The organism is Pantoea sp. X-Soil-TKNS-1211 (assembly GCF_059730495.1).
Genome location: NZ_AP035953.1, coordinates 1,447,606 through 1,465,333, shown reverse-complemented (window position 1 = coordinate 1,465,333; position 17,728 = coordinate 1,447,606). Strand labels below are relative to the sequence as shown.

Below are 17,728 nucleotides of genomic sequence, written 5' to 3'. Positions count from 1 at the left end.
GCGACTCCTTACCTGTAGCGAATAGCCGGGTTGATTGCCGCGTACAACATATCGACAATCAGGTTAATCAGAATGAACTCCAGCGAAAACAGCAGCACCTCGGCCTGAATCACCGGGTAATCACGCATCTCCACCGAATCCACCAGCAGGCGGCCCAGACCGGGCCAGTTGAATACCACTTCCACCACGATCGAACCGCCGAGCAAAAAACCAAATTGCAGCCCCATCATGGTGACCACCGGAATCATGGCATTGCGCAGCCCATGTTTTGTTACCACCAGCGTTTCCCGCACCCCTTTGGCGCGCGCGGTGCGCATATAATCCTCCTGCATCACCTCCACGAACGAAGCACGGGTAAAGCGCGCCATCACTGCCGCGACCGCTGCGCCGAGGGTGATGGAGGGCAAAATGTAATGCTGCCAGCTGTCGGCACCCACGGTCGGCAACCAGCCTAAATCCACGGAAAAAATTTGCATCAGCAGCATGCCGAGGGCAAATGCCGGAAAAGAGATCCCCGATACCGCCAACGTCATACCGAGCCGGTCCGGCCAGCGATTACGCCACACCGCAGAGACGATGCCAATCGCCATGCCAAACAGCACCGCCCAGACCATGCTGCTTAACGTCAGCCATAGCGTCGGAAAAAAGCGCGTGGCGATCTCCTCGGAAACCGGACGTTTCGACACCATCGACTGACCAAAATCCCCCTGCACCGCATTCAGAATGAAGTGCCAGAACTGCTGGATCAACGGTTGATCGAGACCCAACTCTTGACGCACCAAGGCCACCACCTGTGCATCGGCATCGGACCCGGCAATCAAGCGTGCCGGATCGCCCGGCAACAGATGAACAAACAGGAACACCAGCACCGCCACAATCAGCAGCGTGGGAATCAGTCCCAGTAATCGTTTGAGAAAATAATTCAGCATGCGAAGTCCTGCACGGTGAGGGCCAGCCCCTTCAGGCTGACCCTCAGGGTTACTTCAGGTCGGCCTCATCAAAATTAAATGAGGTATCAGGCATGACGTAAAAACCGCTCAGGTTTTTGTTATTGGCAGACAGCAGCTGTTCCACCACCAGCGGGATCCACGGGTGGTCGTTCCAGATGCGATCCTGGGCATCTTTGTACAGTTTGGCTTTCTGGTCGCGATCGGTGGTTTTCAGCGCATCGGCCAGATCTTTATCGACCTGAGGATTGCTGTAAAACGCGGTGTTGAAGATGGCTGGCGGCCAGGAACTGGTGGCAAACAGCGGCGTCAGCGCCCAGTCGGCTTCACCGGTAGAGGCTGACCAGCCGGTATAGAACATGCGCACGCCGCTCTCTTTCTGGCCTTTGCTTTCGACTTCCGCCGCACGCTGACCGGCATCCATCGCCAACACCTTCACTTTAACCCCGACCTGCGCCAGCTGCTGCTGAGTGAACTGCAACACCTTCTGCGCCGTGCTGTGGTTATGTGATGACCAAAGCGTGGTTTCAAAACCGTTCGGATAACCCGCTTCTTTCAGCAGCTCACGCGCTTTGGCCGGATTGTAGGCAATGGCAGGATACTTCTGCGCAAAATCAATGGCGGGCGGCACAATGCCGGTCGCGGGCGTGGCATAACCGGCAAACGCCACTTTCGCCAGTGCCTGGCGATTGACGGCATACTCCAGCGCCTCACGCACCTTCGGATTGTCGAACGGTTTCTGCGTCACGTTGAGGCTGATATAGCGCTGCATGATCGACGGCGTGGTGACGACATCGAGCTTGCTGTTTTTCTCCAGCAATTTGGCCTGTTCAAACGGCACCGGGAAGGCAAAGGTAGCTTCGCCGGTCTGCAACATCGCCGCACGGGTGTTGTTATCCACCACCGGACGCCAGGTGATGCTATCGAGCTTCGGATAGCCTTTTTTCCAGTAGCCATCCCACTTCTTCACTTTCACGAAGTCAGTCTGGTTCCAGGTGACAAATTCGAACGGCCCGGTGCCCACCGGATGGAAGCCAATATCCTTGCCATATTTTTTCAGTGCCGTCGGGGAAATCATCACCGCCGCCGGATGGGCAAGGTTATTGATAAAGGCCGAGAACGGCTGCTTCAGGGTGATTTTAACCGTCAGAGGATCCACCACCTCAGTACTGGCGACATATTTGAACAGGTTATAACGCTTGAGGTGATTATCCGGGTTGCTGGCGCGATCAAGGTTAGCCTTCACTGCCTCGGCGTTGAAGTCGGTGCCATCCTGAAACTTTACATCGGGACGCAGTTTGATGGTGTAGATCAGGCCATCGCTGCTGGTTTGATAGCTTTCTGCCAGCACGTTGGTCAGCTTCATATCTTTATCGAAGCCAAACAATCCTTGATAGAAAGATTTCGCCACCGCCTGCGACAGTGTGTCGTTGGCATCGTAAGGATCGAGGGTGGTAAATGTTGAGGCTACGGCAATAACCGCATCTTTCGCCGCCCAGGCTGGTAGCGCCAGCGCCGAACTTAACAACCCGGCAGTGATAACCCCTTTACGCATAATATGGTGCATCGTTATCGTTCTCCTGTAGTCCCTGTCTTTGCGCACACCAGCCGGTGACGCGGATGAGTTGCTGCTGTTCAGGTGCCGCTGATGGCATGGCGGGCAACAAAATGCCCCGGTACCACCTCAATTAATGGCGCGACTTCCGGCTCATCGCCCAACGGACGGATCGGGCTGGGGATTTCATCTACCAGCAACGCCCGTTCGCGACGTCGGTGCGCCGGATCGGCCACCGGCACCGCCGCCATCAGTTTTTTGGTATAGGGATGGCGCGGCTGTTCAAACACCGCCTGGCGCGGCCCCATCTCCACTATCTGTCCGAGATACATCACCGCCACACGATGGCTGATGCGTTCCACCACCGCCATATCGTGTGAAATAAACAGAAACGCGATGCCAAATTCACGCTGTAAATCGAGCATCAGATTGATGATTTGCGCCTGAATCGATACATCCAATGCCGAGACTGCCTCATCAGCAATCACCACTTTGGGGTTCAGCGCCAGGGCGCGAGCGATGCAGATGCGTTGGCGCTGACCACCGGAAAATTCGTGCGGATACCGTTGCGCATGCTCCGGCAACAAGCCGACGCGCTCCAGCAACCATGCCACACGCTGCTCGGCCTGACGTCGGCTCATCGCCTGATGTACCAGCAGCGGTTCCATGATGGAGAAACCCACCGTCAGACGCGGATCCAGCGAGGCGTAGGGATCCTGAAAAATAAACTGGATATCACGGCGCAACCTCGCCAGCGCCCGTCCTTCCAGCGCATCAATGCGCTGGCCGTCAAAGGTGATGGTGCCACCCTGACTGGCAACTAAACGCAGCAAAGAACGGCCAGTGGTCGATTTACCACAGCCGGACTCCCCCACCAGGGCGAGCGTTTCACCGGCATAAAGATCGAAACTGACCTTCTCCACCGCATGCACACGACGTTTTACCCGATTGAGTAAGCCACCGCGAATATCAAAGCGCGCCACCAAATCTCGCACCTGTAAAACCGGAGGGCGGTCAAGACGCACGGTATCCTGTGCCGTCTGAGCTTCTTCGCGGCCATCGCGATGGATTAACGGAAATTTAGCCGGAAGTGATTGTCCGTTCATCGCCCCCAGTTTCGGCACGGCAGAGAGTAGCGCCCGGGTGTAAGGTTGCTGCGGCTGGTTAAACAGTTGCTGTACCGGCGCACGTTCTACCACATCACCGCGATACATCACCTGTACCCGGTCGGCCATTTCCGCCACCACGCCCATATCGTGGGTGATAAAGATCACCCCCATTTGCATCTCTTTTTGCAGCACGCGGATCAATTGCAGGATTTGCGCCTGGATTGTCACATCCAGCGCCGTGGTGGGTTCATCGGCAATCAGCAGCGCCGGTTTGCAGGAGAGCGCCATGGCAATCATCACGCGCTGGCGCATCCCACCAGAGAGTTGATGCGGATAGCGCGACAATACGTTTTGTGCCTCGGGGATGCGCACCAGATCCAACATATGGCGCGCTTCGGTCAACGCCTGCTGATGGCTTTTCCCCTGATGCAGACGGATCGATTCGGCGATCTGTTCCCCAACGGTGAACACCGGATTCAGTGATGTCATCGGCTCCTGAAAAATCATCGCCATATCCGCACCGCGTACGCGGCGCATCTGGCTGGCAGGCGCATGCATCACATCCAACAGCTCACCGTTGCGCCGCCGCAGGATGACTTCACCACTGACCTCCCCACCCGCCTGCTGAATCAGCCGCATCAACGCCAGCGAAGTGACCGATTTACCGGAACCGGACTCCCCGACCAGCGCCAGCGTCTCACCGCGATGCAGATCAAGTGATAACTGACGCACCGCTTCCGTAATGCGCCCTTCATGTTGAAAGCGCACGTTCAGGTCCCGTACCGCCAAAACCTGGTCTGGCGTTAATTGCAGCTGCCGATCCGTCATGCCTGCTCCTTAGCTATCGCGGTAAATGGCTACCTCAACGTCACCGTCTACATAAGCGAATCCGCGGTACATACCTTCACTGTTAAACGGCAGCGCCACATTGCCCTCACGGTCAACCGCAATCAGCCCACCGCTGCCGTCCAGTTCCTGGACTTTATCGTGAATCACATTGGCACTGGCCTGTTGTAGCGTGCGTCCGGCATAGCGCATTTGCGCCGCCACGTCGTAAGCCGCCAGGGTGCGGATAAACACCTCACCCGTCCCGGTACAGGAAACCGCCACCGTGTCATTGCTGGCATAGCACCCGGCCCCAACCAACGGTGAATCGCCCACGCGTCCCGCCTGTTTGTTGGTCATACCGCCGGTTGAGGTGGCTGCCGCCAGATTGCCGTGCATATCCAGCGCCACCGCACCGACCGTACCAAATTTCCGATCGGGGTCCAACGGATCATCACTGTGACTCTGCGCGGCACCATCATGATCCAGCACCGCCTGATCGCTACCGAGCGCCCGTTGCAACTGCTCCCAACGCTCAGGAGTCGAGAAAAAGTCTGCCTCGACCATCTCCAGCCCCTGTTGGGTAGCAAAGGCTTCAGCACCGGCACCGATAAACAACACATGCGGGCTGACCTCCAACACCGCACGCGCCGCCAGCACCGGGTTGCGAATATGGTTAACCCCGGCAACCGCCCCCACCTCCAGCGTACGACCGTCCATAATGCTGGCATCCAATTCATGCGTGCCCTGATGGGTAAACACCGCCCCTTTACCGGCGTTAAACAGAGGACACTCTTCCAGCAGCCGCACCGCTTCGGTGACCGCGTCCATCGCGCTGCCGCCGTCGGCCAGAATTTGCTGACCGGCGGCGACAATCGCCGTCAGTTGCTGACGATAATATTGTTCTTTCTCGGCGCTCATCGCCGCGCGGGTGATGGCACCTGCGCCGCCGTGAATGGCGATAACTGCTTTAGTCATACCCGTTACCCTGTCAAGGAATCAGAACCAAAAACACTGATTTAGAATGGTTTTCATTATTTTTTGGCAACTTTCGAATATAGAAAGGCCTTCCCGCCTTGTAAAGCAGAAACTGTGCTGCCGGGTCATAACCTTTTGTTGTGGTTTATACCTTTTTGTCCGATGTGACTCGGCGCGGAAATACCACCATAATAGTCGACATCTGACATAACCAGGCTGATATGGACATGGAACCCTTTACTGCGGGCTTAATCTCCCTCGAGGACGCCCAGCAAAAAATGCTGGCGCAACTCACCCCAATTACAGATTCGTTGCAGGTATCGTTATTCGAAGCCGCCGGGCGCATCACCGCCCAACCGGTGTTATCGCCGCTGGACGTTCCCCCGTTCGATAATGCTGCGATGGACGGCTATGCAGTACGCCTGGCCGATCTCGCACCAGGCCAGGTATTACCCGTCGCGGGTAAAGCCTTTGCCGGTGCGCCTTTCAATGGCGAATGGCCGACAGGCAGCGTCATCCGCATTATGACCGGTGCACCCGTCCCTGCGGGCTGTGAAGCGGTGGTGATGCAGGAAGAGACCGAACAGCGTGACGGTGGGATTGTGATCACCGCACCGGTCAAAGCCGGACAACATATCCGTCGCAGCGGCGAAGATATTCAGGCAGGTAAGCAAGTGCTGGACGCCGGTGTACGTCTCGGCGCGGCAGAGCTGCCATTACTGGCCTCACTGGGCATTGCCCAGGTCAGCGTGCTGCGTAAATTGCGGGTGGCGATTTTCTCCACCGGCGATGAATTGCAGGCGGTGGGACAACCCCTGGCGGCAGGACAGATTTACGACACCAACCGCTTCACCGTGGCATTGATGCTGAACCGCCTCGGTTGCGAAGTGATCGATCTGGGTGTGATTGGTGACGATCCGGTGGCGTTACGCCAGGCATTTAGCGAAGCGGATCGCCAGGCCGATGTGGTGATCAGTACCGGTGGCGTATCGGTAGGTGAAGCCGACTTCACCAAAGCCATGCTGGAGGAATTGGGCGTGATTACCTTTTGGAAGTTGGCAATTAAACCCGGCAAACCTTTTGCTTTTGGCCGACTCGCCAACAGCTGGTTCTGTGGCCTGCCAGGCAATCCGGTCTCAGCGGCGGTGACCTTCTATCAACTGGTTCAGCCGCTGCTCGGCACCCTCACCGGCCAGCAAGCTCCGTTGATACCCGCACGCTTGCGCGCCAGAGCCACCCAGCGGCTGAAAAAGTCCCCGGGACGCCTCGATTTTCAGCGTGGCATCTTCAGCCGTGGCGCAGATGGCATGTTGGAGGTTTGCAGCACCGGTGCGCAAGGCTCACACGTATTCAGTTCTTTCGCGCTAGCCAACTGTTTTATCGTGCTGGAGCGTGAGCGCGGTAACGTAGAGGCAGGTGAATGGGTGGAAGTCGAACCGTTCAACAGCCTGCTGGAGGGATAAATGCACGCGGAGTTGAGCGATGAAGAGATGCTGCGCTACAACCGGCAAATCGTGCTGCGGGGCTTCGATTTTGACGGGCAGGAGCAGCTTAAAGCATCCCGAGTGTTAATTATCGGCCTGGGCGGTCTGGGCTGTGCCGCCGCACCTTACCTGGCCGCTGCGGGCGTGGGGCATCTTACCCTGCTGGATTTCGATACCGTTGCGCTGAGTAACCTGCAACGGCAAATCCTGCATCGTGACAACAGCATCGGCATGCCAAAAGTGGATTCCGCCGCACAACAACTGACCGCAATCAATCCCCATTGCCAGTTAGAGACGCTCAATGCGCAGCTTGATGATGCCGCACTTGGCGCGTTGATTGCCCGTCATGAAGCGGTACTGGACTGTACAGATAACGTCATCACGCGTGAACAGATCAACCGGTTGTGCTGGCAGCACAAGGTGCCACTGATTTCTGCCGCCACCATCCGCATGGAAGGTCAACTCAGCGTGTTTACCTGGCAGCCTGGTACGCCCTGCTATCGTTGCATCAGTCGCCTGTTTGGCGAGCAGGCACTGAGCTGTGTTGAAGCAGGGGTGATGGCACCGTTGGTCGGGGTCATGGGGGCGTTGCAGGCGATGGAAACCATCAAGGTGTTGACGGCGTTTGGTACACCCGCCAGCTCACGACTGCTGATGTACGATGCGTTAAGTGCGGAGTTCCGTAACATGAAGGTGGCGCAGGATGCGCATTGTGAAGTGTGCGGGGGCAAATAACCGCACCAGAACAAAAAACCGCACCATCCCGTAGCGGCGCGATTTATCGCGCAAAGCACGGCGTGGTGCGGTAGTCAGCAAAGGTCAAGGGCGCGCGATAAATCGCGCCGCCAGACTATTTTTACACAATTCCCTGGCTACGCAGATAATCTTCGTAGTTGCCGGTGAAGTCCACCACGCGATCGCCTTTGATTTCCAGCACGCGTGTTGCCAGTGAGCTAACGAACTCACGGTCATGCGAGACGAAAATCAGCGTACCTTCGTACATCTCCAGCGCCATGTTCAGCGATTCGATCGATTCCATATCAAGGTGGTTAGTCGGTTCATCCATGATCAGAATATTCGGTTTCTGCATCATCAGTTTACCGAACAGCATACGCCCCTTCTCACCACCTGACAGAACTTTGGCTGGCTTCTTGATATCGTCCTGGCTGAACAGCAGACGTCCCAGAATGCTACGCACCGCCTGCTCGTCGTCGCCATCCTGTTTCCACTGACTCATCCAGTCAAACACCGTCAGGTCATCGGCAAAATCAGTGGCGTGATCCTGCGCGTAATAACCAATACGCGCATTCTCGGACCATTTCACCGTGCCGTTTTCCGGTGTCAGTTCACCCACCAACGTTTTCAGCAAGGTGGTTTTACCAATACCGTTGGCACCCAGCACCGCCATTTTTTCGCCGACTTCCAGCAGCAGGTTCAGATTTTTAAACAACGGGCCGTTATCAAAACCTTTGGTAATGGCTTCAACTTCCAGCGCATTGCGGAACAATTTCTTATCCTGGTCAAAACGGATATACGGGTTCTGACGGCTGGAGGCTTTCACTTCATCCAGTTTGATTTTATCAATCTGTTTTGCGCGCGAAGTCGCCTGACGTGATTTGGAGGCGTTAGCGCTAAAACGACTGACAAAAGATTGCAGGTCGGCAATTTGCGCTTTCTTTTTCGCATTATCCGCTAATAAACGCTCACGCGCCTGGGTGGCCGCGGTCATATATTCGTCATAGTTACCCGGATAAACGCGCAGTTCGCCGTAATCAAGATCCGCCATATGCGTGCACACCATATTAAGGAAATGACGGTCATGCGAAATGATGATCATGGTACTGTTACGTTCGTTCAGTACCTGCTCCAGCCAACGAATGGTGTCAATATCCAGGTTGTTGGTGGGTTCATCGAGTAACAGAATATCCGGATTGGCAAATAAAGCCTGCGCCAGCAACACACGCAATTTCCAACCGGGCGCAATTTCGCTCATCGGCCCGTAATGTTGCTCCACCGGGATGCCCACACCCAGTAATAATTCCCCTGCGCGAGATTCAGAGCTGTAACCATCCATTTCACCGTATTGCACTTCGAGGTCAGCAACTTTATAGCCCTCCTCTTCGCTCATTTCCGGTAAGGCATATATCCGGTCACGTTCCTGTTTGACGGCCCATAATTCATGGTGCCCCATAATCACGGTATCGAGCACGCTATATTGCTCAAACGCAAACTGGTCCTGGCGCAACTTACCGATACGTTCGTTCGGGTCGAGGGAAACATTTCCCGCTGATGGCACCAGGTCGCCGCCCAGTATTTTCATGAAGGTCGATTTACCGCTGCCGTTTGCACCGATTAAACCGTAACGATTACCGCCGCCAAATTTAACGGAGATATTCTCAAACAGCGGCTTACTGCCGAACTGCATGGTGATATTGCTGGAAACTAACACGGCATTGACCTTTGTTACGCAGTGGAGGAAAAAACAGCGGGCATTATGCCAGAAGCAGGCACCGGGACGCCACCATTGCGCTGGTCAGGCGCAACAACCTGTTGTTTATCCCCCCAATAAAAAAGCCGAAGGTGATGTCACCTCCGGCTCCCGCTTACAAGGATTGTGCAGATTATTTGATCAGGAAGCTGTCGAGGCTTTTGCCCGCATCCAGTGCCTTTTTAATCGCAGCTGGCGTACGGCCCTGACCGGTCCATGACTTCTCTTCGCCGTTTTCATCAGTGTAAGAATATTTTGCCGGACGCGGCGCACGCTTGGCGCGTTTTTTACCGGTTTCCAGAGCACCCAGTAATTCGTTCGGATCAATGCCGTCAGCCAGCAACATTTCGCGGTATTTAGACAGCTTCTCTTCTTTTTCGCGATTCTGTGCTTCTTCAGCTTGTACTTCTTCACGACGCTCAGTCACTACCACGGTTAATTTTTCCAGAATTTCTTCCAGATCAACCATCGGCAGCTCACGAGCCTGTGCACGTAATGTGCGAATGTTGTTCAGAACTTTAAATACGTCACTCATCACAATGTCCTTGCTTAAGGGGGGTTAAATAAACTGTAGTGGCAAGATTACCCAATTCAAATAAAAAAATAAATTAATTTTACATCGCGGATAATTCCTAAGGGGTAGTGATATTGATTGCGTGCTTGATTAAACCAGGCAGATCGCTTTATTAACCCTGACAACTTGTACCCTCGGAGGAAACCTGCATCGTTTTTCAGAAGATATTCTTTCTGGCGCAGAAGTGAACACAAAGGTAAAAAAAGATTAATGGGCTGACGAAAACATGTTTTTAGCCATAGGATTTTTATTTAAAGCATAACCGAGCAAAGTCACATTTTTACGTCAGACAGACATAAAAAAGCCGGTATTTCACTGGCCTGTGTCACATTTCCATCCGGTTGTTCAGGTGTTTTTCTTCAAGCTTTTCGCCTGTGGCGATTGTTGTTGTTCGTCCGAGTGTCAACCGGGCAAATAATGTTCAATCTTTTCCCGTCAACGGTCTGGGATTTTCGATAATGCGTGAATGGCAACAATAAACAATACGCAGAAATAAACATGATTGGCCGCAGCTAAGCTGTCTGCGGCCATGGCAGGATTATTTAATCTCTGTTGCCGGACCAAATACCGCATAGTCAGGCAGGTTGACGGTTTGATACGGTTCCCAGCCGCCGCCCAGTGCCTTATACAACGCCACCAGATCCAACGCCGTTTGCATCCGTACCTGGGTGGATTGCGCCTGCGCCTGCGCCAGCTGGCGTTGTGCATCCAATACGTCAAGGAAGGTGGATATCCCCTGACGATAACTGTCAGTGGCAAGATCAAAAGCGTGTTGCAGCGCCCCGGTGGTTTCATCCAGCGCCATGACCTGCTGTTGATCTGCGCGATAGCTTACCAGCGCGTTTTCCACATCTTGTAACGCCGTGAGCACCGTCTGACGATACTCCAGCGCGGCATTGGCCTGCTGCGCGCGCGCCAGTTTCACGCTGGATACCAGTTGCCCTCCCTGGAAGATCGGGATCGAGAGCGAGGGACCTATGCTGTAGAAATGGCTGCTCCAGTTGTCCAGATAACTGGCCTCGGTGTTGCGTACGCCAAGCTGCCCGGTCAGTGACAAGCTGGGGAACAGCTCCGCCACCGACACGCCGATATTGGCGGTTTGCGCGTGCAACGTGGCTTCAGCCTGACGAATGTCCGGACGACGGCGCGCCAGGGTGGACGGAATGCCTACCGACACCAGTTTTGGCAGTGCGGGCAGCGGTTTGACGCTCGCGAGTTCACTATCCAGCGCACCAGGGGTTTTCCCCAGCAGCACCGCCAGGCCGTTCATCGCCTGACGTTCCTGCGCCTGATACTGCGGTAGCTGGGCGTTGAGCGATGACAGCTGTGCGCGGGCGTTCTCGACATCGGTGAGCGGTGCCATGCCATTGCGTTGCTGGCTCTGCGTCAGTTCTGAAGTTTGCTGTGCAATCGCAATCTGTTCCTGCAAAGTTTGCAGCACCGCCTGCGCACCGCGCAGTTGCAGATACGCTCGCGCCACTTCGGCCTGCAACGACACCAGTGCGTCGTTGCGTTGCTCGATCGCCGCCTGCTGTTGTGCATTGGCCATCTCCATCTGACGCCGCACTTTCCCCCACAGATCCAGCTCCCAGCTGGCATCGAAGCTCCCCTGATACAAATTCACCGAATGCGTCAGGCCATTGAGCTGATCCGCGACATCGCCGTCGACCTGGTCGTACACCCCGTTCGACTCCAGTAAACCTTTCAACCCGAGCTGCTGGCGAGTGACTTTGGCCGAGCCACTCAGAGTCGGAAACAGGCCACCACCCGCCTGCGCCAGTTGCTCACGCGCCCCGGCAATGCGCAACACCGACTGTTGCAACGTCAGGTTATCGGCAATTGCGCGGGTGATCAGGCTATCGAGCAAAGGATCGTTAAAACTTTTCCACCACAGCGGGTTGGTCGCGGCTGACAACGGTTTTGACGCTTCCTGGGAGGGTAACTCACGGTAGCTGGCAGGCGTTTGCGCATGAGGTGGCTGATAATCGGGGCCGACCGCACACCCGGCCAGCAGCAGCGCCAGCCCATTGAGCAACGGTGCAAAGCGCACTGACTTGTTCATTTTAATGTGCTCCTGCACTGCCTTCGCTCTTGATCGGCGAAAGCAACCAACAAAAAGGAATCAATAGCACTGCCACAATACTCAGTCCCATAAAGACATCGATATACGCAAGGATGCGTGACTGGGCAATCATCTCCTGATAAAGCTGCCCACTGGCAAGTTGCAACGGATCGCCCACCGCCGTGGTGTAATCACGGATCGCCTGCGCCCAGTGCTGCAACGTGAGGTTAAACGGCTCGTTGAGCGGCGTCATGTTGTGCACCATATTGGCCGATTGCGTCTGCATACGTTCGGTGATCGCCGCCGTCGACAGCGAGATACCGATCGATCCCGCCACATTACGGAACATGGTAAACAATGCGGCTGCATCGGCGTTTAAGCGCTGCGGTACGGTGATAAACGCAATGGTGGTCAGAGGGACGAACAGGAAACCGAGTCCAATCGACTGGGCACTGCGCATCAATACCAGGGTGGTGAAATCGACGTTGGGCGTCAGCCGAGTGGAATAGCAGAACGCCAGCGCCAGGCAAGTGAAGCCAAAGGCAATAATGTAACGGGTCTGAACGATAGGCATCAACTTGAGCACCAGCGGAATGGTCAACACAATCAGCACCGCACCGGGTGACAGCACCAGGCCTGACCAGGTGGCGGTATACCCCAAATCCTGCTGAGCCAGCTGGGGTAACACCACCGAACTGCCATACAGAATCATCGCCATCCCCGCCATCAACAGACCGGCCACCCAGAAGTTTCGGTCTTTCATCACCGTAAGATCCACCACCGGCTTACGCACGTATAGCAACCAGTAAACCGCGCCAACAATCCCCACCACCGCCAGCCCGGCGAACAGGCGAATAAAATGCGAGGCGAACCAGTCAGCATCTTCGCCGCGATCCAGCATGACCTGTAAACATCCCAGCCCGAGGGTGATCAACCCGATACCGATGTAATCAATCTTCAGGCGGCCTTTTTCCCACTTACTTTCCCACGGTGGATCTTCCAGCAACTGGTAAATCGCCAGCACCGTCAGGATGCCAACCGGGATATTGATAAAGAACACCCAGCGCCAGCTGTAGTTGTCGGTGATCCAACCGCCCAGCGTGGGGCCAATCACCGGTGCCACGATGATCGCAATCGACGAGAGGCCGAATGCCTTACCACGATCTTCCGGCTTGAAATAGTCGAGCAGCACCGATTGCTGCGTCGGTTGCAGACCGCCACCAAAAAAGCCCTGCATGACGCGGAACAGAATGATTTGCCACAACTCTGTCGCAATACCGCACAGGAATGAACAGACGGTGAACATCACGATACAGATCAGGAAAAACTGTTTACGACCAAACAAGCGGGTAAAAAAGGCCGAGATGGGCAGGACGATGCCGTTCGCCACCAGGTATGAAGTCAGCACCCAGGTGGATTCGTCATAACTTGAGGAGAGTGACCCGGCGATATGCGGCAACGCGACGTTAACGATGGTGGTGTCAAGGATCTCCATAAACACCGCCAGCGTCACCGTGATCGCCACCAGCCAGGGGTTGCTGGCGGGCTTCCAGCTCTGGCTCGCACTCATTCTACGGTCACCTTCGGTTCAACCGACAGTCCCAGCGGCAACGGATGACTGGCATCAAGGCCTTTATCGATGACAATTTTCACCGGCACACGCTGCACGATTTTCACATAGTTACCGGTGGCGTTCTCTGCCGGGAAGGTGGAGAAGCGCGAGCCGCTGCCCATTTGAATGCTGTCGACATGCCCTTCAAGCTTAAGGCTCGGCCAGGCATCGACACTGATTTCAACCTTGTCGCCTGGATTCATCCGCTCCAGCTGCGATTCTTTAAAGTTGGCGGTAATCCAGATATCGGGCGAAACCAGCGAGAATAGCGCCGTTCCCGCCTGCACCAGCGAACCGATGTGCACATTACGTTTCGTGACGAAGCCGTCGTACGGCGCGCGCACCTGTGTGTAAGAAAGATTCAGCTCGGCGGTATTCAACTGCGCCTGCGCCTGCTCAACCTGCTGCTGGCGTGCTTCGACATTGGTTTCCTGAGCACGCAACTGCAATTGCACCTGAGACGCCACTTCCACCTGCGCCTTCGCACTCAGCAACTGCGCTTCGGCAGAACGTAATTGCACCGTCGCGCTGTCAATATTGCGCTGCGAGGTGGCACGAGGATCGACCGCACGTTGCCGACGGTAATCAGCCTGAGCATTGAGTAAATTCGCCTGCGCCTTGGCTTGATCGGCTAACGCCTGGTCACGCTGCGCCGGATATTGCACGCGGGATAACGCCAGCTGGGCCTGCGCCTGATGAAGTTGAGCCTGTGCCAGTCCAAGCTGGGCTTTCGCCTGGTCGCGCTGCGCCACGTTATCGCGTGGATCAATCTCGACCAACAGATCGCCTTTGTTCACCCGTTGGTTATCGCGTACGAACAGCTTCACCACATAACCAGCGGCTTTGGGCGCAATGGTTACCGCGTTGCCTTCGGTAAAGGCATCATCGGTGGTTTCAATGTTGCGATTGCTAAACCAGAACCAGAAAATCACCAGCAGCATGATCACGGCGACAATCACGAGGATCACCAACGGCTTTTTACCGGGACGTTTACGTTCCGGCTCGTTGTATTCGGATGAATTGCCGTTCGATACTTCTGGCTGGTGCGGGTTTTGCGCCGCCTGTGCAGGCGGCTGATTTTTGTTATCACTCATAAATTGTCATCTTAATCCTGGCCCCGATCCCCGGGCGTAAGCAGTCAAGTTAACCTTAGATAACAAATTGACAAATTCCAGTATTTCTTTACAAAACCGGGAAAGCACGCATTTTCAGCGAAAATGCGCGATAAGATACTGAAAATGCGGTGACTCACCGCCCTGTTCGGAGAGAATTCGCTGGTTTAGCGCAGCCACTGCAACAGCAGCCAGCCACTCAGCATTGACCACGCCAGCATCGGCAGGGAAAAGAGATGGAAGCGCCACCAGACACGGCGATCCTGCGCCATCCGTAACGCAATCAGGTTTGCCAGCGATCCCGGCAACAAGCCAAATCCGCCAATATTGACTGCCCAGGCCAGGACATCAGAGGGTGGCACTTTTTGCAACAACAGGATGGTTGAAGGCACATTGCTGATGATTTGCGACAGGCCAATCGCCAGCAGATACAATCCGCCCTCACCTAACTGCCCAATGGCGGTAAAATGTGGCTGGAGCAGTGGCAGATGCATCAGCAAAAAGACATCGATAAACATTGCCACAAATACCAGCAGCAGACTCCAGTCAATGCTGATCAGTACCTGACGAGCCAGCAGTAAAAAACAGCCTGCGACCAGCAGCAGCGCCCACCCCGTTAGCTTCAGCTCCAGCGCCACCACAAACACCAGGTACAGCACCACACTGAGGATAAACAGCGGTTTTTGCCATTGGTGTTCCTGGCTGGCTTCATGTTTCTGGATGGTACGCGGCGAAAAACTCCACCAGGTCAGCACCATAAGTGTCAACATCAACCAAGCCGCAATCGGCAGCATTTGCAAAATAAAGGCGGATACACTCAGCGACCCGTGACTCCACAACAGGATATTTTGCGGGTTGCCCACAGGCGTTAGCATTGACCCGGCGTTGACCGCCAGCGCTTCAAAGATGATCAGGCGCGAAATCGGCAAACGGGAAAATTTACGCAACGTCAGGGTGAGCGGCACCAGAATGAACAGCGCAACGTCATTGGTGAGAAAGGTAGAAAGCAACGCAGCGGCACACACCATAAACAGTGCCAACGCCCGTTCATGTTGGAAACGCTGGATTAGCCGCGCGCCCAGCACATCAAAATAGCCGCTGTTTTCCAGCCCTTTGGTCAACATCAACAGGCCGGTGAGCGTCATGATGGTGTGCCAGTCAACCGCGCCAGGAAGCTGCTGCCAGCGAAAATCCGCAAACGGCAGCAATACCACACCCAACAGCAACAACAAATGCAAAAGGCGATCACGCATGAAAGAACGAAGCACGATGGGCATGATGGCGGGAGGCCTTAAAAGTTAGCGACTCTCGTAAAACTTCCTGAACACGGCGAGGGTTTCATCACTGACGTGATGTTCAATACCTTCCGAATCACGACGCGCTGTTTCGGGGCTGATGCCCAGCGCCAGCAGAAAAGTTTCTACAATGTGATGACGCGCACGGCTCTCCTCCGCCAGTTTCTCACCCTCCCGCGTCAGGAAAACACCGCGATACGGCACCTGTTCAACCAGCCCGGTACTGCCGAGACGCTTCAGCATTTTTGCTACGGTCGGCTGCGAGACACCGAGACGCGCGGCCATATCCACCTGGCGCGCTTCGCCAAATTCACGAATTAAATCAGAGATTAACTCAACGTAGTCATCAATTAACTCACGACGATGCGCTTCGCGCACCTGGCGAAATCCTTCGACATGCTCCTCGATATCTTTAAGCGGTCCCTGCGGCGGGGTGATGGCGCTCTTGGCACGACGACTCATTCAGCTTCCTCTTTATTATTTGCCATACCAGAACTGCGGTACGGATTAGCTGCGCTCATTGTAAACCAGGCACAAATAAGCACAAAATTTTCCTAAATAGCCTTGGCTAAAGGGTATAGCCGGTGCTATATTCGCTGATAATGTAAGCAGCAATGCTCACAAAGGAGGCAAATCATGCATGAACCCTATTTGCTGTTGCTCCTTTTCCTGTTGTTTATCGCAGGACTGTGCTTACTGTTACGTCGTCAATAATCGGGAGGTGTACATGACCACCATGAAAAGCTGCCTCGACTGTGGCAAATGCTTCCAGGCGGAAAAAAGCGCGCCAGCTTTCGAGCTGAAGTCGCTGCTGTGCCTGTTTAGCCGCTCACCGTTTGCGCTGCGTCTGATGTTGATCGAAAAGCTGACCGGCAAAAAACTCACCGAACGCCCCTGCCCGAATCTGATCTGGCGCGGTTAAGCGCACCCTCTGACTTTTATTTTGTTGCGGCGCGATAAATCGCGCTGCTTTCGTGCGTCTGCAGAAAATATGTCAGGCATAAAAAAACGGCCCCATCGGGGCCGTTTCGTTTGCAACTCTGGTCTAAGCAAAAACTTAGAAGCTGTAGCCTACGCCAGCAATCCAGGTGCCTACGTCGACGCTGCGGATGCGGCTCTGCTCGTAGCCCACGTCCAGTGCAACGTTCTGAATCGGGTTGAACTGCAGACCTGCACCGTAAGAGAAACCTACGTCGCTGGTGTCAGATTTCTGACGGTCAGCACCGTTAGACTGGTATTTACCGTAGCCCAGACCCACAACACCGTAGATGCTTGCCCAGTCGTTCAGACGGTAAGCCGGACCACCGGTGAAGCCGTAGTACTGGCCTTTGTTGTACACGCCAGCGTCAGTGCGGTCTTTCTCGGTATAGGTGAAAGAACCGATCCAACCCAGCGGGTTAGTACCATCTTCGTAACGGTATTTCAGGTTGAAGCCGTTAGCTTTGTTGGCAACACCCTGATAATCGCTCTGAGCGTAACCACCGGTAACGGTGCTCTGCGCCATGGCAGAACCTGTTGCAACTGCCAGTACACAAGCCAGTGCTGAAAGACATGCAATTTTTTTCATAACCACCTCAAATGTGATAAAACTTCTCTCCTGACAACGGCTAAAAATATAACAAAAAATAGCGGGAAACTCTGCCGTTAATTTGTTGTCTAACAGATTGTTTGGTGTAACAGAAAGTTA

General features: G+C 54.8%; 15 protein-coding genes. 3 read left to right on the top strand and 12 right to left on the bottom strand.

From position 1 onward, the window contains the following. Positions 1-8: 8 nt before the first annotated feature. The 4 genes from gsiC to AC6I8W_RS06955 all read right to left on the bottom strand — a co-directional run bounded on the left by gsiC (position 9) and on the right by AC6I8W_RS06955 (position 5,414). Entirely contained in the window at positions 9-929 is a 921-nt protein-coding gene (gene gsiC, locus AC6I8W_RS06970) for a glutathione ABC transporter permease GsiC (RefSeq protein ID WP_497837523.1), read from the bottom strand. 49 nt (positions 930-978) lie between these two features. Then, positions 979-2,514 carry a glutathione ABC transporter substrate-binding protein GsiB gene (gene gsiB, locus AC6I8W_RS06965; RefSeq protein ID WP_497837522.1) on the bottom strand — a complete coding sequence of 512 codons (1,536 nt, stop codon included), beginning with the start codon at positions 2,512-2,514 and terminating at the stop codon, positions 979-981. A gap of 68 nt (positions 2,515-2,582) precedes the next feature. Next, positions 2,583-4,439, bottom strand: coding sequence for a glutathione ABC transporter ATP-binding protein GsiA (gsiA, locus tag AC6I8W_RS06960; RefSeq protein WP_497837521.1), 1,857 nt, complete (start codon positions 4,437-4,439; stop codon positions 2,583-2,585). 9 nt (positions 4,440-4,448) lie between these two features. Next, a complete protein-coding gene (locus AC6I8W_RS06955) occupies positions 4,449-5,414 on the bottom strand; it encodes an isoaspartyl peptidase/L-asparaginase family protein (protein WP_497837520.1) in 966 nt (321 codons plus the stop codon). 227 nt (positions 5,415-5,641) lie between these two features. Between AC6I8W_RS06955 and moeA the strand changes: the two genes are divergently transcribed. Then, positions 5,642-6,877, top strand: coding sequence for a molybdopterin molybdotransferase MoeA (moeA, locus tag AC6I8W_RS06950; protein ID WP_497837519.1), 1,236 nt, complete (start codon positions 5,642-5,644; stop codon positions 6,875-6,877). After that, on the top strand, positions 6,878-7,633 hold the full coding sequence (gene moeB / locus AC6I8W_RS06945) for a molybdopterin-synthase adenylyltransferase MoeB (protein WP_497837518.1): 756 nt from the start codon (positions 6,878-6,880) through the stop codon (positions 7,631-7,633). It abuts the gene before it with no gap. A 121-nt stretch (positions 7,634-7,754) separates the two neighbouring features. On the opposite strand, the gene AC6I8W_RS06940 is transcribed toward moeB, so the two are convergent. The 7 genes from AC6I8W_RS06940 to mntR all read right to left on the bottom strand — a co-directional run bounded on the left by AC6I8W_RS06940 (position 7,755) and on the right by mntR (position 16,503). Continuing rightward, positions 7,755-9,347, bottom strand: coding sequence for an ABC-F family ATPase (locus AC6I8W_RS06940; RefSeq protein ID WP_497837517.1), 1,593 nt, complete (start codon positions 9,345-9,347; stop codon positions 7,755-7,757). A gap of 172 nt (positions 9,348-9,519) precedes the next feature. Next, the gene (locus AC6I8W_RS06935; protein WP_480369831.1) at positions 9,520-9,921 is read right to left on the bottom strand and encodes an H-NS family histone-like protein; all 402 of its coding nucleotides are present in this window, start codon (positions 9,919-9,921) and stop codon (positions 9,520-9,522) included. A gap of 577 nt (positions 9,922-10,498) precedes the next feature. Further along, complete coding sequence (locus AC6I8W_RS06930) at positions 10,499-12,022, bottom strand: efflux transporter outer membrane subunit (RefSeq protein WP_497837516.1); 1,524 nt, start codon at positions 12,020-12,022, stop codon at positions 10,499-10,501. Position 12,023: 1 nt separating this feature from the next. After that, complete coding sequence (locus tag AC6I8W_RS06925; protein ID WP_497837515.1) at positions 12,024-13,592, bottom strand: DHA2 family efflux MFS transporter permease subunit; 1,569 nt, start codon at positions 13,590-13,592, stop codon at positions 12,024-12,026. Beyond that, positions 13,589-14,728 carry an HlyD family secretion protein gene (locus AC6I8W_RS06920; RefSeq protein WP_497837514.1) on the bottom strand — a complete coding sequence of 380 codons (1,140 nt, stop codon included), beginning with the start codon at positions 14,726-14,728 and terminating at the stop codon, positions 13,589-13,591. The genes AC6I8W_RS06925 and AC6I8W_RS06920 overlap by 4 nt, the downstream gene beginning before the upstream one ends. Before the next feature lie 185 nt (positions 14,729-14,913). Further along, on the bottom strand, positions 14,914-16,023 hold the full coding sequence (locus tag AC6I8W_RS06915; RefSeq protein WP_497837513.1) for an SLC13 family permease: 1,110 nt from the start codon (positions 16,021-16,023) through the stop codon (positions 14,914-14,916). Between the two features lie 21 nt (positions 16,024-16,044). Beyond that, entirely contained in the window at positions 16,045-16,503 is a 459-nt protein-coding gene (gene mntR / locus AC6I8W_RS06910; protein WP_480369817.1) for a manganese-binding transcriptional regulator MntR, read from the bottom strand. Positions 16,504-16,768: 265 nt separating this feature from the next. Between mntR and AC6I8W_RS06905 the strand changes: the two genes are divergently transcribed. Next, positions 16,769-16,963 (top strand): hypothetical protein, encoded by a 195-nt coding sequence (locus tag AC6I8W_RS06905; protein ID WP_497837512.1) that lies wholly within the window; start codon positions 16,769-16,771, stop codon positions 16,961-16,963. 135 nt (positions 16,964-17,098) lie between these two features. Here the strand turns inward: AC6I8W_RS06905 and ompX are convergent, their stop codons facing one another. Further along, positions 17,099-17,608 (bottom strand): outer membrane protein OmpX, encoded by a 510-nt coding sequence (ompX, locus tag AC6I8W_RS06900; protein ID WP_480369815.1) that lies wholly within the window; start codon positions 17,606-17,608, stop codon positions 17,099-17,101. Positions 17,609-17,728: the final 120 nt, after the last annotated feature.

Coding starts and splice junctions, on each gene's coding strand:
- gsiC (WP_497837523.1), bottom strand. CDS start 929: ATGCTGAATTATTTTCTCAAACGATTACTGGGACTGATTCCCACGCTG.
- gsiB (WP_497837522.1), bottom strand. CDS start 2,514: ATGCACCATATTATGCGTAAAGGGGTTATCACTGCCGGGTTGTTAAGT.
- gsiA (WP_497837521.1), bottom strand. CDS start 4,439: ATGACGGATCGGCAGCTGCAATTAACGCCAGACCAGGTTTTGGCGGTA.
- AC6I8W_RS06955 (WP_497837520.1), bottom strand. CDS start 5,414: ATGACTAAAGCAGTTATCGCCATTCACGGCGGCGCAGGTGCCATCACC.
- moeA (WP_497837519.1), top strand. CDS start 5,642: ATGGAACCCTTTACTGCGGGCTTAATCTCCCTCGAGGACGCCCAGCAA.
- moeB (WP_497837518.1), top strand. CDS start 6,878: ATGCACGCGGAGTTGAGCGATGAAGAGATGCTGCGCTACAACCGGCAA.
- AC6I8W_RS06935 (WP_480369831.1), bottom strand. CDS start 9,921: ATGAGTGACGTATTTAAAGTTCTGAACAACATTCGCACATTACGTGCA.
- AC6I8W_RS06930 (WP_497837516.1), bottom strand. CDS start 12,022: ATGAACAAGTCAGTGCGCTTTGCACCGTTGCTCAATGGGCTGGCGCTG.
- AC6I8W_RS06925 (WP_497837515.1), bottom strand. CDS start 13,592: ATGAGTGCGAGCCAGAGCTGGAAGCCCGCCAGCAACCCCTGGCTGGTG.
- AC6I8W_RS06920 (WP_497837514.1), bottom strand. CDS start 14,728: ATGAGTGATAACAAAAATCAGCCGCCTGCACAGGCGGCGCAAAACCCG.
- AC6I8W_RS06915 (WP_497837513.1), bottom strand. CDS start 16,023: ATGCCCATCGTGCTTCGTTCTTTCATGCGTGATCGCCTTTTGCATTTG.
- mntR (WP_480369817.1), bottom strand. CDS start 16,503: ATGAGTCGTCGTGCCAAGAGCGCCATCACCCCGCCGCAGGGACCGCTT.
- AC6I8W_RS06905 (WP_497837512.1), top strand. CDS start 16,769: ATGACCACCATGAAAAGCTGCCTCGACTGTGGCAAATGCTTCCAGGCG.
- ompX (WP_480369815.1), bottom strand. CDS start 17,608: ATGAAAAAAATTGCATGTCTTTCAGCACTGGCTTGTGTACTGGCAGTT.